The organism is Streptomyces tardus, from assembly GCF_018101125.2.
Classification (GTDB): Bacteria; Actinomycetota; Actinomycetes; order Streptomycetales; family Streptomycetaceae; genus Streptomyces; species Streptomyces tardus.
This window is the reverse complement of sequence record NZ_JAELVF020000001.1, coordinates 2,040,028-2,054,952: the sequence shown is the minus strand read 5'-3', so window position 1 is coordinate 2,054,952 and position 14,925 is coordinate 2,040,028. Positions and strand designations below refer to the sequence as shown.

The 14,925-nt window shown below is 72.2% G+C and carries 13 protein-coding genes; 2 read left to right on the top strand and 11 right to left on the bottom strand.

All coding sequences use genetic code 11. From position 1 onward, the window contains the following. Positions 1-140: 140 nt before the first annotated feature. From JGS22_RS08850 to JGS22_RS08800, 11 genes are all read right to left on the bottom strand, one after another. The gene (locus JGS22_RS08850; protein WP_211042489.1) at positions 141-1,742 is read right to left on the bottom strand and encodes a peptidoglycan-binding protein; all 1,602 of its coding nucleotides are present in this window, start codon (positions 1,740-1,742) and stop codon (positions 141-143) included. 196 nt (positions 1,743-1,938) lie between these two features. Then, complete coding sequence (locus JGS22_RS08845) at positions 1,939-2,694, bottom strand: SDR family NAD(P)-dependent oxidoreductase (RefSeq protein ID WP_211042488.1); 756 nt, start codon at positions 2,692-2,694, stop codon at positions 1,939-1,941. A gap of 312 nt (positions 2,695-3,006) precedes the next feature. Next, positions 3,007-3,816 (bottom strand): HAD family hydrolase, encoded by an 810-nt coding sequence (locus JGS22_RS08840; RefSeq protein WP_211042487.1) that lies wholly within the window; start codon positions 3,814-3,816, stop codon positions 3,007-3,009. After that, on the bottom strand, positions 3,813-5,090 hold the full coding sequence (gene serS / locus JGS22_RS08835; RefSeq protein ID WP_211042486.1) for a serine--tRNA ligase: 1,278 nt from the start codon (positions 5,088-5,090) through the stop codon (positions 3,813-3,815). The genes JGS22_RS08840 and serS overlap by 4 nt, the downstream gene beginning before the upstream one ends. Before the next feature lie 848 nt (positions 5,091-5,938). Further along, positions 5,939-6,868: a prephenate dehydratase gene (gene pheA, locus JGS22_RS08830; RefSeq protein WP_211042485.1), complete on the bottom strand. Its 930-nt coding sequence runs from the start codon at positions 6,866-6,868 to the stop codon at positions 5,939-5,941. 160 nt (positions 6,869-7,028) lie between these two features. After that, positions 7,029-8,312 carry an iron uptake transporter deferrochelatase/peroxidase subunit gene (gene efeB / locus JGS22_RS08825; RefSeq protein WP_211042259.1) on the bottom strand — a complete coding sequence of 428 codons (1,284 nt, stop codon included), beginning with the start codon at positions 8,310-8,312 and terminating at the stop codon, positions 7,029-7,031. Between the two features lie 9 nt (positions 8,313-8,321). Continuing rightward, entirely contained in the window at positions 8,322-10,379 is a 2,058-nt protein-coding gene (locus tag JGS22_RS08820; protein ID WP_211042258.1) for a copper resistance CopC/CopD family protein, read from the bottom strand. Between the two features lie 63 nt (positions 10,380-10,442). Further along, positions 10,443-10,934, bottom strand: a complete 492-nt coding sequence (locus JGS22_RS08815; protein ID WP_211042257.1) for a copper chaperone PCu(A)C — start codon at positions 10,932-10,934, stop codon at positions 10,443-10,445. Beyond that, entirely contained in the window at positions 10,934-11,641 is a 708-nt protein-coding gene (locus tag JGS22_RS08810) for an SCO family protein (RefSeq protein WP_211042256.1), read from the bottom strand. Before JGS22_RS08810 ends, JGS22_RS08815 begins: the two co-directional genes overlap by 1 nt. Positions 11,642-11,876: 235 nt before the next feature. After that, positions 11,877-12,614, bottom strand: a complete 738-nt coding sequence (locus JGS22_RS08805; RefSeq protein ID WP_211042255.1) for a YcnI family copper-binding membrane protein — start codon at positions 12,612-12,614, stop codon at positions 11,877-11,879. A gap of 139 nt (positions 12,615-12,753) precedes the next feature. Beyond that, positions 12,754-13,581, bottom strand: coding sequence for a hypothetical protein (locus JGS22_RS08800; RefSeq protein WP_236073086.1), 828 nt, complete (start codon positions 13,579-13,581; stop codon positions 12,754-12,756). Positions 13,582-13,899: 318 nt separating this feature from the next. On the opposite strand from JGS22_RS08800, the gene JGS22_RS08795 reads away from it, so the two are divergent. Both JGS22_RS08795 and JGS22_RS08790 read left to right on the top strand, forming a co-directional pair. Beyond that, on the top strand, positions 13,900-14,346 hold the full coding sequence (locus tag JGS22_RS08795) for an ATP-binding protein (RefSeq protein ID WP_211042253.1): 447 nt from the start codon (positions 13,900-13,902) through the stop codon (positions 14,344-14,346). A gap of 274 nt (positions 14,347-14,620) precedes the next feature. Then, entirely contained in the window at positions 14,621-14,824 is a 204-nt protein-coding gene (locus tag JGS22_RS08790) for a cold-shock protein (RefSeq protein ID WP_211042252.1), read from the top strand. Positions 14,825-14,925 lie beyond the last annotated feature (101 nt).

Genomic DNA, 14,925 nt, shown 5'->3' with positions numbered 1-14,925 from the left:
GGCGAACGCCCCGCTCTGCGACCGGAGTTGTACCGGCCGCAGAGCGGGGCTCCGTCGTGCGGGGCTCCGTCGTGCGGTGCGTCGTCGTGCGGTGCGTCGTCGTGCGGTGCGCCGTACGGGATCCGGGACCCGAAGGTGGGCTACTTGCCGGACTGGAGCGCGGTCCAGGTCTCGTTGCCGACCGCGCCGTCCACGCCCAGGCCGCGGGCGGTCTGGTAGTCGCGCACCGCCTGGTCGGTCGCCGGCCCGAAACTGCCGTCGATGCCCACGGTCTTGCCGAGCGCCGCGGTGAGCGCGCGCTGGACCCGGGAGACCGCCGCGCCCGAACTGCCCTGCTTCAGCGTCGGCTTGTCGCCGGCCGAGAGCAGCGCCGTCCAGGTCTGCTTGCCCACGGTGCCGTCGGCGGACAGGCCCTTGGAGCTCTGGAACGCCTTCACCGCGGCGGTGGTGGTGGGGCCGAACGCCCCGTCGACCGCGCCGGCGTCGTGGCCGTTGGTGTTCAACAGGTGCTGGACGGCCTTGACCTGGGCGCCCGAGGAACCGTCCTTCAGCGTCTCGTACGAGCCGAAGTCCAGCTCGACCGGGTCGTCCGGGTCGCCCGGGTCACCGGGGTCGCCGTCGATCAGCTCCATGTAGTAGTCCCAGTCCCAGTGCGGGCCGGGGTCGGTGTGGTCGTTGCCGGGCACCTCGACGTGGCCGACGATGTGCTGACGGTCCTTGGGGATGTTGTGCTTGGCGGCCAGGTGGCTGGTGAGCGCGGCCGACGAGCGGTACATGGAGTCGGTGAACCACGCGGCGTCGTCCACGTAGCCCTCGTGCTCGATGCCCACGCTGTGCGAGTTGGCGTTCCGGGCGTGCCAGGCGGTGTCGGCGTCGCGGACGCTCTGGGTCACCTCGCCGTCCGAGGAGCGGATCGTGTAGTGGGCGCTGACGTTGGACTCGGGGTTCTGGTACCAGCTGATGGACCCGGCGTACGAGCCCTGCGTGACGTGGACGACGACCGTGTCGATGGACTGGGTGCGGCCCGCGGTGAAGTTGGAGCTGTGCGCCGGGGCCCATTTGGCGGGGCCGTAGTCGTCGCTGCTGGGCGCGACGTCCAGGGAGTCGACGGAGGCGTAGCGGCCCCGGTCGGGCGTCGTCTCGCGGGGCGCGACCGAGACGTGCTCGCCCTTGCCGACCTCGGCGGCGAGGCCGTACTCCAGCAGCTCGTAGACGTGGTCGGCGTAGAGCTTGGCGCCGCCGTCCTCGCTCGCGCCGCTGTACTCGGCGACGACCGGGTACCAGGCGTTCACGTCGTCGCGGTCGGAGTCCGCGACGCCGAGCCGGTCGGCGGCGCTGCTCAACACCGCGGCGCTGCCGCGGATGTTGGCTGCCGGGTCGGTGCGCAGCTCGGCCTCGGCCAGGCCGGTGAGTTCGGCGGCCCGGTCGAGAGTGCGGTGGGTGGGGTTGCTGACCAGGTGCATCGGGCCGTAGCCGCCGGCCTGACTGGCCTTGCCGCCGTGGTCCTTCAGCCGGGTCTCGCCGTAGCCGACGGCCAGCAGCAGGTCCTCGGGGACCTGGTACTCCTTCGCCGCGTCGCCGAAGGCGTCGGCCACGGAGGCGGTGTCCGCCTTCGCGGGTGCCGGTGCGGCGCCCGCGAGTTGGCCGGTGACGACGAGGCTTCCGGCGGCGACGACGGCGAGCGCCGCGAGGGCGGTGCGTCTGGCTTTCGGACCGCTGGAACGGGGACGGTGGTTTGTCATCAGCTCTCCATGCCTGCGTGAGGGGGGCCGCCGGTTGTCCGGCGAACGGAGACACACGTGGTCGCCCTGTCTACCCACGAGGCATGGGCACGTCAATCATGGTTTCGTGGTACATCTCGTCCGCGGCACTGCGCGCGAACGGTCCGGGATGCCGCCCGGGGCGCGGCGCGGTGCGCTGTCGGCGTGCCCCGAAGGGTCAACGCCCCAGCTGCGCACCGCCGTTGACCTGGACACACTGGCCGGTCAGATGGCCCGCGGCGTGCGAGGCCAGCCAGTACAGGGTCTCCGCCACGTCCCCCGGGGTGCCGATGCGGCCGGTGAAGGTCTCGGCCGCCAGCTCCTCGCGCCGCTCCGACGGCATCCCCTCCGGGCCGAAGAAACCGGTGCCCTCGACGTAGCCGGGTGCGACCAGATTGACCGTGATGCCGTGCCGGCCGAGCTGCCGGGCCAGGTCGAAGGCGTACGGGTGCAGCGCCGCCTTGCTCGCGGCGTACGCGGTCGAGCCCGAACCGCGGTACGCGGCGATCGAGCTGAGGAAGAGAACCCGTCCGCCCGGGCTCGCCAGCCGGTGGCGCAGGGCCTCGGTGAGCAGCACGGCGGTGAGGACGTTGAGACGGAAGTTGGCCGTCCAGTGGTGGGCCGCGTCGGCCACCGGGCCGCTCCCGCCGACGGCGGCGTCCGGTTCGAGCAGGCCGTTCCCGCCGGCGCCGTGCACCAGCACGTCGACCGCGCCGTACTCGGCCTTCACCAACTGTGCCACCTGCTCGGCACCTTCGGCGGTCGCCAGATCGGCGGCGACCGCGTGCGCGCCGGGCACCCGCTCGGCCGCCTCCCGCACCACCCGCGCGCGGCGACCCACCAGCAGCACCTGGTCCCCGTCGGCTGCGAACCGGTGTGCGGTGGCCAGTCCGATGCCCGTCCCACCGCCGCTGATCACCACAGTCCGAGTCATACGCGGAGAGTAACCCACCGCTTCTGCCACTGTTCCGACGCGCGTGCAACGGCCGCCGGAGCGCGGGCGGTTGCCGGCACGGCGCCGTGGCGCGGGGGCGTACGCCCGCGGCGCCGGGGGGCGGGGCGCCGGACGCAGCGTCGGGCACCGGTGGTGCCGGACGCAGGTCGTACGGGCCGAGGTGCTGCCGGAACATCCGCCGCAGTGCCGCTGTCGCACCGCCGGGGCCACGGCCTGCGCCGCATGCCGAACACCGGGCAGCCGACGGTCCCCCGGGGCGTACGGCCGGTCAGCAGGCGGGCCGGCCGTACGTCAGCCGGACTCGGCGAGGAGCCGCTCCAGGACCAGCGCGATGCCGTCGTCCTCGTGCGAGCCGGTGACCTCGTCGGCGACGGCCAGCAGCTCCGCGTGGGCGTTCGCCATCGCGACGCCGTGGGCGGCCCAGCGGAACATCGGGATGTCGTTCGGCATGTCGCCGAAGGCGATCGTCCCGGCCGCCTTCACGCCCAGCCGTCGCGCGGCGAGCGACAGGCCGGTGGCCTTGCTCAGCCCCAGCGGAATCAGCTCGACGATGCCCGGACCGGCCATCACCACGTCGACCAGGTGACCCGCCAGATCGCGGCCCTTCTTGGCCAGTTCGTCGTCGCTCGTCCCGGCGCTCTGGATGTAGATCTTCGACAGCGGTTCGGCCCAGACCTCCGCAGGGTCCTCGAACCTGCGGAACGGCAGACCGCCCTCGTACGCCCGGTAGTCGGGGCTGAGCAGCACCTCGCCCTCCAGCCCGTCCCGGGAGGCGGCCACCGCGAGCGGGCCGGTGACCCGCTCGATCTCGGCGAGCGCCGAGGCCGCGACCCTGCGGTCCAGGGTGACCGAGGTCAACAGGCGGCGTTCACCGGCGTGGTAGACCTGCCCGCCCTGGCCGCAGACGGCGAGGCCGACGTGGCCGAGGTCCTCCAGTATCGGACGGGCCCAGGGGACGTTCCGGCCGGTGACGACGATGTGCGCGGCGCCCGCGGCGACGCTCGCGTCCAGCGCGGCCCTGGTGCGCGGCGAGACGGTGTCGTCGCCGCGCAGCAGGGTTCCGTCGAGATCGGTGGCGACCAGCCGGTAGGGAAAGCTCACTTGGCGACCGGCTCCAGCACCTCGCGGCCACCGAGATAGGGCCTGAGCATGGCGGGCACCCGCACCGAGCCGTCGGCGAGCTGGTGGTTCTCCAGCAGCGCGACGATGGTGCGCGGTACGGCGCAGAGCGTGCCGTTCAGCGTCGCGAGCGGGCGGACCTGCTTGCCGTCGCGGTACCGGATCGAGAGCCTGCGCGCCTGGAACTCGTTGCAGTTCGAGGCGGAGGTCAGCTCGCGGTACTTGCCCTGGGTCGGGATCCACGCCTCGCAGTCGTACTTGCGCGAGGCCGAGGCGCCGAGGTCGCCGGTCGCCACATCGATGACCTGGAAGGGCAGTTCGAGGCCGGTCAGCCACTGCTTCTCCCACTCCAGCAGCCGCAGGTGCTCGGCCTCCGCGTCCTCGGGCGCGACGTAGGTGAACATCTCGACCTTGTCGAACTGGTGCACCCGGAAGATGCCCCGGGTGTCCTTGCCGTAGGTGCCGGCCTCGCGGCGGAAGCAGGGCGAGAAGCCCGCGTACCGCTTCGGGAGCTGGTCCACGGAGAGGATCTCGTCCATGTGGTAGCCGGCGAGGGCGACCTCGGAGGTGCCGACCAGGTAGAGCTCGTCCTTCTCCAACTGGTAGACGTTCTCGGCGGCCTGGCCGAGGAAGCCGGTGCCCTCCATGGCGCGGGGCTTGACCAGCGCAGGGGTGAGCATCGGGGTGAAGCCGGCCTCGGTGGCCTGGGCGATCGCGGCGTTGACCAGGGCGAGCTCCAGGAGCGCGCCGATGCCGGTGAGGTAGTAGAAGCGCGAACCGGAGACCTTGGCGCCGCGCTCGACGTCGATGGCGCCGAGCAGCTGGCCGAGCTCCAGGTGGTCCCGGGGAGTGAAGCCCTCGGCCTCGAAGTCGCGGACGGTGCCGAGCGTCTCCCGCACGGTGAAGTCGTCCTCGCCGCCCACCGGAACCTCGGGGTGGACCAGGTTCCCGAGCCGGAGCAGCAGCCGCTGGGTCTCCTCGGCCGCCTCGTTCTGTGCGGCGTCGGCCTCCTTGACGGCGGTCGACAGCTCCCCGGCCTTCTTCAGGAGCGCGGCCTTCTCCTCGCCCTGTGCCTTGGGGACGAGCTTGCCGAGGGTCTTCTGCTCGGCGCGCAGCTCGTCGAAGCGAGCGCTGGAGGACCGGCGTCGCTCGTCGGCGCTGAGCAAGGCGTCGACGAGGTCGACGTCCTCTCCTCGGGCGCGCTGCGAAGCGCGCACACGGTCGGGGTCCTCACGAAGCTGGCGAAGGTCAATCACCGGGCCAGGCTACCGGTGCGGCACGGCGGAGAGCCATGCGATATCCCACCGCAGGCGATAGTTCCTTTTAGTGGCGAGTGTGGCTTTTTACTGCAATGAGAGGTGATTTCCGTCGGAGGGGGTTCGGTTCGGTGAACCGGTGGGGTGCGGTCCGGTGTCGGGGGAGTCGGCGCGCGGCGGAGTGGGTCGGAGCGCGTCGGAGTGCGGCGGGACGAGTCGGAGTGAGCCGTGTGGGTCGGGGCGGGTCGTGTGTGTTGTTGGTGTCGGCGCGGCCGGCGCTGCGGAGCGGAAAGGGCGCGGCGAGGCGGTGGCTCCGAAGCTGCTGAACTCACCGGACCCGCCCGGAGCCGCCGGGACCCGCCCGGAGCCCTCGGGCCTGTCGGGCCCGCCGGCTCCGGGCGGACCTGCCGGGCCCGCCGGGCCGGCTGAACCGCCTGTCGGGCCCGCTCGACCGCCGTACCCGCACCCTGTGGAAGAAGGTCGTCGCCCTGTGTTATCCACAGGCAGGGTGACGCTCGCACATTCTGTCCACAGTTCACCTGGGCAAGCTGTGGAAATCTCGAAGATCATTTCAATGGCGGCGCGATGTCCCTTTGGCGGCAATTATTCGGGCCCGGTTGGCGCGCGTTCTCCTGGGCTTTCCCCTGTGGCCGAGAGTTACTTGAAGGGAAATGATCGAGAAGTGATGACATCTCGAAGTCTGTGATGATTCATGGCTATCGAGCGGTAATGTCCCATTCTTCTTCGCGGGGAAGTCGACTTGTGCACAGCGCGCCGGTCGTCCTGTGGATAACTTTTCCGGGGGTGGCCGGTGCGGCGGAACCGTACCGGCCATGGGGCCGGAGCCCTCAGCCGCGGCCGTCCATGCAGCGCATCACCCAGTCCGCAGCCGTGCTGAACGCCTCGTCGGTGGTGCCCGCCCGTACGGTCGGTGCCTGCCGATCGGCCCGCGGGTACGAACCGAGGAAACGCACCTTGCGCGACAGCCGTTGCAGCCCCATCAGCGCGTCCGCCACCCGACGGTCCTGGATGTGGCCCTCGCAGTCGACCGAGAAGCAGTACTGGCCGATGCCCTCACCGGTCGGGCGCGACTCGATTCGCATCATGTTCACCCCGCGCGAGGCGTACTCCTGCAGCAGGTCCAGCAGTGCGCCCGGGTGGTTCTCGGTCAGCCAGAAGACCACGGAGGTCTTGTCCGTGCCGGTCGGAGCCGGGGGACGGGCGGGCCGGCCGACCAGCACGAAACGGGTCTCCGCGTTCTCCGCGTCGTGGATGTCGCTCACCAGGGCTTCCAGCCCGTAGGTCGCCGCCGCGAACTCCCCCGCGAACGCGGCGTCGTAGCGGCCCTCCTGCACCAGACGTGCTCCGTCCGCGTTGGAGGCGGCCGACTCCCAGGTGACGTTCGGCAGATGACGTGCCAGCCACCTGCGGACCTGGGGCTGCGCGACCGGATGGCCGGTCACCGTCTTGATCTCCTCCAGCCGGGTACCCGGCCGCACCAGCAGCGCGAAGGAGATCGGGAGGACGACCTCGCGGTAGATCATCAGCGCCTCGCCGGCGGCGAGTTCGTCGATGGTGGCGGTGACTCCGCCCTCCACCGAGTTCTCGATCGGTACGAGCGCGCCCGCGGCCTCGCCGCCGCGCACGGCGTCCAGCGCGGCCGGCACCGAGACCATCGGAATCAGCTCGCGCGTCGCGGCCTCGGGCAGGGTGCGGATCGCGGCTTCGGTGAAGGTGCCCTCGGGCCCCAGGTACGTGTAGCGACTGGCGGGTGACATGCCGCCACACTAACCAGCGCGTCCGCCCCCGGAAGCCGGGTCTCACCCCGCGAACGGTTGCGCTCCCCGCCCGGCCGACGGCTCCCCACCGCCCTCGGCCGACGGTCCCACCCCCGTCCGCCCGTCGGCCCGCCCGCAACCGTCCACCGGTCCGCGGCCGTCAACCTTCCAGCAGTCGCTGGCCCACGTACTCGCCCTCGCCGGGCCCGCCCGGCACCGCGAACAGCGCGCTCGCCTCGTGGCGGATGAAGCGCGAGAGCGCGTCCCCGCGGTCGAGCTTGCGCTGTACCGGTACGAAGCCCTTCTGCGGATCGGCCTGCCAGGCGATGAAGAGCAGTCCGGCGTCCTCGGCGCCGTCCTCGCGGATCCCGTCGTGGTACGAGAACGGCCGCCGCAGCATTGTGGCGCCGCCGCTGGTCTCCGGCGCGGAGACCCGGGCGTGCGCGTCGAAGGGGATGGCCAGTTCGCCCTCGCCGTTCTGCTTCTCCAGATCCATCGGGGTCCGCTCCTGCCCGCCGGAGAGCGGTGCGCCGTCGGACTTGCGGCGGCCGATGACGGCCTCCTGCCGGGCCGTGGACTGCTCGTCCCACTTCTCCAGCAGCATCCGGATGCGGCGGACGACGGCGTACGAGCCGCCCTCCATCCACGCGGGGCTGCGGGAGTCGCCGCCGCGCGGCACGAAGACATGGCCGTCGAAGTCCTCGTCAGCAGGGGCGGGGTTGTTGGTGCCGTCGACCTGGCCCATCAGGTTGCGGGTGGTGCGCGGCCGGTCGGTCGCCCCGCGGGCGCGGTTGAACCCGGCCATCTGCCAGCGCTGCCGGGCCGCGTCGCCGACCTCGCGCCGCAGCGCACGCAGCGCGTGCACGACCACCAGGGCGTCGTCCGCGCCGATCTGCACCCACAGGTCCCCGCCCGAACGCCCGCTCTCCAGCGCGTCGTTGCTGAACTCCGGCAGTGGTGCGAGCGCTGCCGGGCGTCGGTCGGTGAGTTTGGTGCGGTCGAAGAACCCCGCGCCGAAACCGAAGGTGACGGTCAGCGAGGAGGGGCCCGCATCCAGGGCGATGCCGGTGTCCGGGGCGCCGCCAGACGTCACCGGCTCGCCCGCCATCAGCTTCTCCGCCGCCGCCGACCAGCGCCGCAGCAGCGCGGCGGCCTCCTTCGCGCCCGCGCCGGGAGCGAGGTCGAAGGCGACCAACTGCCCGTGCGCCTGGAGTGGTTCGACGATTCCCGCCTGGTGCGGACCGCGGAACCCGACCCGAGTGCTGCCGACCGCCGACAGCGGTGTCGGCGGTTCGTCGCGGACCAGCGCCGTCGTCGCGGCGCCGCCCGCCGCGCCGACCACCAGCCCGGTCGCGCCCGCCGCGCCGACGGTGCCGATCAGCCGGCGGCGGGTGAGGCCCGAGGTCTCGTTGTCCGGTGCGGGGACGGGGGGTGTCTCTGCCATGGTGGTGCCTCAGCCGATCTTCACGGTTCTGGTCTCGGTGATCTGGTCGATGTCCGAGGTGCGTACGGTCACGGCGAGCTCCCACTCGCCGGGGCGGGGCAGCTGGACTCCCTCGCCGGTCCAGTGCCGCTCGCTCCCCTCCACCGGCTCGGGGGAGAACTGAAGAGGCCCGATCCCCTCCTTCGCCAGAGTGAGGGAGACCCGTACCTCCTCGGCGTCCACATCCGTGCGGACGTGCAGCACGTTGTCGCCGGTGCGGCCGGGGTCCAGCTCCACCAGCGCCGTGCCCTCGCCGTTCTCGCCCCCGGTGTCGAAGGGGACGGAGAGCTCAACCGGCCGGTCCGGTACGGCTGTTGAGGTGTCGCCGGCGCGCTCGGCCGCCTCCGCGGTGCGTCCGGGCTCGGTGCCGGTGAGCACGGTGGTCACCGCCAGCAGCACGGCCGCCACGGCCGCCTCGACGAGCACGCCGCGCCGCAGCCCGGCACGCTCCGGGTCGGCGTCCCGCTCCTTGCGCCGCCGGGCCTGTTCCACCGCCGTCGCCTGCCGGGCGAGCTGCGCCGCCCGTACGGGGTCCGCCTCCGACCGGTCGCTGCCGCTTCCGTCTCTGCCACCGGGCCGGTCGCCGTCGCTGCCGGTCGCGGCCTGCCGGTCGGTCTCCGTCGAACTGCCCTCCTCCGCCACGGAGTTCACCGCTGTCGCTGTCGCTGTCGCTGTCGCTGTCGCTGTCTCGGCGCTCGAGTCGGAGGGCCCGGCGCGCGCGTCCTCCTCGCCGCCGGGCACGGGGGCCAGCGCGGCGACCCAGCGGCGCGAGTACCGGGCGGCGACCAGCAGCACCGCCAGCAGCGCCAGCTTCGCCAGCAGCAGCCGCCCGTACTCCGTACCGGTCAGCGCGGACCAGCTGCCCAGCTGCCGCCACGACTGGTACAGCCCGGTCGCGACCAGCACCACCACGGCGCCGAACGCCACCGCGGAGAAGCGCTGCACCGCCGCGCGCGGCACCGGTGTCTCGCCGCGGTACAGCACGCTCAGCAGCGCCGCGAGCCCGCCCAACCAGACGGCCATCGCCAGCAGATGGATGACCGAGACCGGTACCGCCACCTGTGGCTGCGGGCCGGTCGAGGCGTGCTCGGCCAGCGCCCAGGTGGCCGCGACGCCGAGCGTCAGCACGGAACCGCCCAGTACGAGGCCGAAGTGCAGATCGCGCTGCTGCCGCTCTCCGCGCGCCCGGGCTCCGCTCCGGTACGACCCGAACAGCACCGCGACGAAGAGTGCCGCCACCGCGCACAGCAGCAGCCGCGAAACCAGCGCCGTACCGGTCCTGGTCTCCACGACCGCCGCCAGTCCGGACAGGTCGAACGCGTCCGGCACCCCGCCGCCGGTGGTGTACGGATGCCGCAGCAGCAGCGCCAGCAGCGTCGACACCACGAGCGTCAGCCAGCCGCCGACGACCAGCCGCCGCAGCACCGCAGAGCCCGCCCCCTCGCGCCACACCGCGAGCACGAACGCGCAGCCGCCGACCAGCAGCAGGAAGCCGCCGTACGCGAAGTACCGCGCCGCCTCGTACAGTCCGCCGACCGGACCGCCGCCGGCCTGCTGCTCCGGCAGCTCGACCGAGGTCTCCGACGGCGCGCCGATCGAGAAGGTGAAGGCGCCGGACACCGGGTGGCTGTCCGCCGAAACGGCCTGCCAGGCCACGGTGTACGTGCCGTCGGTGGCGCCGGTGCGCAGGCCGACGCCGTAGCGGATCACCGACTCGCTGCACAGGTCCTGGAGTTCACCGGTGTCGACCCGCTCGCCGTCCGGATCGAGGATGCGGATCGAGTCGTTGTTCATCGCGACCTGCTCGGAGAAGGTCAGGGTCACGGTGTCCGGGGCCGATGCCACCACCGCACCCTGCGCCGGATCGCTGCCGGTCAGCGCGGCGTGCGCGGCTGCCTCGGTGGCGGTGCCGAGCACGCCGAGCAGGGCCGCGAACACCACTGCCGCGACGGCCGACAGCCGTGCGAGCAGGGGGCGTTGAGGCGGCCCGGCGGTCGTGCCGACGGCGCGGGGTGCGGTGGCGGTCATCGTTTCTCTCTTCTGCGGCCGGTCAACTCGCGGACAGGCAGAGCCTGTTCACTCCGGCCGTGCTCAATGCGCGTGCGGGTTGTGGGTCTTGGCCTCGACCGTCATCTCGACGGTGATCGGATCGGAGTCCTCGAACTCCAGCTCCACCTCCACCCGGTCGCCCTCGGACACCTCTCGCTTGAGTTCCATGAACATCAGGTGGTCGCCGCCCCGGCTGAGTTCGAGGCTGCCGCCGGCAGGCACCTCGAAGGACTCCACCTCGCGCATCTTGTTGTCCACGGTCTCGTGCAGCTGGACGTCGTCGGAGAAGTCGCTGGAGACCCCGACGAGGGTGTCGTCCGCGTCGCCCTTGTTCTGCACGGTCAGGAAGCCGCCGGCCATCTTGTCGTTCAGCGGCTCCGGCACGAAGGCGCCGGCGACGGTCAGCTCGGCTCGCGCCGAGTCCGCGCCCGAACTGCCCGAGTCCGAACCGGAGTCCGAGTCCTCGGAGCCGCAGCCGGCCAGGACGAGCGCGGCGGTGAGCGCGAGAGCGGCGGGAAGTGCGGTACGTCGCATCACGGGGTCTCTCCCTCGACGAGCTTCGGCAGGTCCTCGGTGTACGTCTCCTGGGTCACCTTGTCGGTGTAGAGCACCCGGGCCTTGTCGTCCTTCGGCGAGAAGAACAGCACCTGGGAGCCGTGGTTGGAGACGATCTGGCCCTTCTTGTCCTTGGTGGAGGGCTCGACGGAGATGCCGAGCGTGCGGGCGCCGGCCTGGATGGTGTCGAAGTCACCGGTCAGCCCGACCGAGCCGGGCGCGGCGCTCTTGAGCCACTTGCCGAGCTCCTCGGGGGTGTCCCGGTCGGGGTCGGTGGTCACGAAGACGACCCTGAGCTTCTCCTGGTCCTTCTTCGGCAGCTCGTTCCTGGCGACGGCGATGTTGCTCATCGTCAGCGGGCAGACGTCCGGGCAGTTGGTGTAGCCGAAGTAGATCAGCGTCGGCCTGCCCCTGGTCTCCTCGATGAAGTCGTACTCCTCGCCCTCGGTGTCGGTCAGCACGAGGTCGGGCTTCTCGAACGGGCGGTCCAGGACGGTGGCCCTCTTGGTGCCGCTGTCCTGCGAACCCTCGACGATGGCGTCGCCCTTGTCGCCCGAGTCCTTCCCCGAGCCGGAGTCGGCCCCGCAGGCGGTGAGACCGAGCGCGAGCGCGGCGGCGAGGGCCGCGGCGTACACGCCCCGGCGTGGGCGTCGGCCGCGAGGTGGCGCGGCGGTGGTGCGTTGCATGGAGGTTCCTTGCTCTGGTGATGACGTGTGGTGTGGGCGCGGCCCGGCGCGAGGCACCGGTTCTCCCATGGATACCGGCGCGCACGACCGCCTTCCGGGACCCGGCCCGCGCGTACCGAACCCGCCCCCGCGCACTGTGCGAGGCACCCCGCGCACGGGACGGGCCGGCACACGGGATGGGCCGGCGCACGGGACGGACCCCGCGCACGGGAGTGGCCGGTGCTGCGTGCGGCGGTCAGCCCGTGGCGTCCCGGCGGCGGCCGGCGAGGACGCCGTACGCGACGCCGGCGACGCCCAGCGCGATACCGACGCCGCCCAGCACCCGGGCGGTGGTGTCCGTCGTCGAGGTGCTCTCCTGCGCCGAGTCCGTACCGTCCTGCTCCGCGGCGCTCTCCCGGCCGGCCTTGCCGTCCGAGTCGGCGGAGCCGCCGTGCCCGTCGTCCGCGGCCTTGCCGAGGGCGAGGACCGGCGCCGGGAACTCCGGCTCCCGGTCGCCCTCGGGCACCTCGATCCAGCGCACGACCTCCTTGTTGTCGTACGTCTGGAGCGCCTTGAACGCGATCCGGTCGGTGTCGTCGGGCAGTTGGCCGACCGAGACAGGGAAGCGCTGGAAGGTGCCGGGCTCGATCTCGCCGCCGGACCAGGTGATCCTGGTCGGCGCCTCTTCGATCCGGTTGCCGTGCGACTCGATCGGCTTGTCGAGCTTTCCGGTCTCCACCTCGATCTTCCAACCCGGCACCGGCTCGGGCATGACCGACGCCATCGGATGGTCGGTCGGCAGGGTGATCTCCAGCTTCACGGTGGAGGCGTTGTCCCTCTCGTTGGGGACCTTGAAGTTGAGGGTGGCGTAGCCGCCGCCGGGTACCTCGGCCGGATCGACGCTGACATGCGCCAACGCCGGTGTGCCCAGGGCCAGTACGGCGACGGCGGTGACGCCGCCGACTGCGGCGATGCGTCGGACAGTGGTGTTCATCTGTGGTCGTGTGCCTTCGTGGTCTCGGTTGCCGCGCACGGGTCGCGGCGCCGCGAAGGCGGCGCACGACGTGCGGAGGCGCGAACGGACGGTCGGAGCACGGCCCGCCGGCACCCCCGTACGTACGGGGCACGTGCGCTCAGGCCGTGAGGGCGAAGTCCTCCGCGTCCGACGGCGGTCCGCGACGGCTCACCGAATGCCGCAGCGCCTCCGCCTCCACCGGTACGGGCGCCCCGGCGGGCGGCGCCGGGCGTACCGGTCGGCAGCCTTTCGCGAGCCCGGCGCCGAGCGCACGCAGCCAGTGCAGCACGTCCCGCAGCGCTCGCAGCAGCAGCTCGTCGACGGCGAGCACCGACAGCCGTACCAGCCGCCACAGCGCCGCCTCGCCGCGCCGCAGCAGCACACCGGTGACCACCGCGGCGGCCAGGTGGGCGAGCAGCATCGGGCTGGTCGCGGTGGCGAACGCGGCGTTCAGGGCAGGCGCCGCGACGTCGGAGACGGCCGGATCGGCCGACCCGTGCGAGGCGTGCGCTCCGTGCGAGGCGCTCTCGGCGAGGTGACCCAGGCCCGCTTCGCTCAGCGAGCGGCGGGCGTGGGCGACGGTCAGTGATCCGGCGAGCTGGTCGTTGCACAACAGTGCCCGCGCCAGCTCGATGATCCGCCGGTCGTCGCCGGCTCCACCCGTCGCCCGTACCGACAGCGTCTGGCCGGCGGCGAAGAGGCCGTGCAGGGCCAGCTGTCCGAGCGCGAGCCCGGCGGCGATGCCGGGAAGCGCGCGTTCGCGGCCGGCCAGCGGTGCGGCGACAGTGAAGGTCAGCAGCGCGGCCAGCCCCAGCGTCCACAGCGGTACCGGGGTGCCGCCGCCGACGGTGTGCGCCGCGGCCGACAACGCCACACAGGCCGCGGTGAAGACCGCGGCCCTCAGCAGTCGCAGATCGGCGCCGGCGCGCACCACGGGCAGGTTCATGGCGGCTCCCATCTTCTCACCACCGCCAGGACCGCCCGCACCGGGCCCGCCCCGCACGGACCTGAACCGCCCCGCACCGGACCGCACCGGGTCTGACCGCCCCCGGGCCGCTGTTCCCCTTCTCCTTCTCCTCGGACGCACCCCGGGCCGGTCCTCCTCATCAGGGCCGCTGGGGCGGGCCTACACCGAGTCGGCGACCACCGCATCCGCCATCCGGGCGCTTCGGCGGCGGCGGCACGCTTACACCGGGACAACCGGGGCAATACGTAACGATATGTCGAGCCTCTGTTCGTCCAGCCGCAGCCTGGGGGCTGGAGTATGAGCATCTGGTGGTCGCTGCACCTGCGGCGCGAGGCGGCGAGCGTTCCGCTCGCCCGGCGTCTGCTGCTCGGCGCGATGGAGACCGCGGGGGTGGAGGACGAAATCGCCCACGATCTCTCCCTCGCCCTCTCCGAGGCGTGCGCCAACGCGGTCGAGCACGGGGGTGAGCCCGGCCACTCGGACCATTACCGGGTGACGGCCTTCCTCGACGGGGACATGTGCCGGATCGAGGTCACCGACCACGGCCCCGGCTTCCCGCTGCGCCGGCGGCGCGAGCTCCCGGGCCCGCCGCCGCCGTTGGAGCTGGAGTGCGGCCGGGGCATGCACCTCATCGAGACGCTCTGCGATCACGCGCGGTTCGGCAACCAGCCCGGTGACGGCGCGGTGGTCAGCTTCGACAAGATCCTCAAGTGGCGCGCCGACGCCCTGCTGCACGCCTCCTGAGCCCGTCGGAGCGGCACTGCCGGGCCCGCCGGGCGCGATGGTGACAACCAGTGATGAATCACGTGCCGTACGTGGAGGATTCGCTGGGTCGGTGGTTGGTGCTGTGTTACCTTTGGCGGCAGTTGCAGTGTGGTACTCATGAACGTGATGTGCGCCCGATGGGATGTGACCGTCGGGCGTATCTGTTTTTCCGGGTCTCCCCGGATGGGGCTTGCGGCAACAGGGAGTTCGCAGGGTGCGGACTCCGCAATTTCCCCGTATGGAGGAGATCATTATGGCTACCGGTACCGTGAAGTGGTTCAACTCGGAAAAGGGCTTCGGCTTCATCGCGCAGGACGGCGGCGGCCCCGACGTCTTCGCGCACTACTCGAACATTGCTGCTCAGGGCTTCCGTGAGCTGTTCGAGGGCCAGACCGTGAACTTCGACGTCACGCAGGGCCCGAAGGGCCCGCAGGCGGAGAACATCACCATCGCCTGAAGTGCCTGAGGCCCCCGAGGCCACGTGCACAGCACGCGTCTGACGCGTCCGGCGGGCCCGCACCCCGAGCAAGGGGTGCGGGCCCGCCGTCGTGTGCGCGG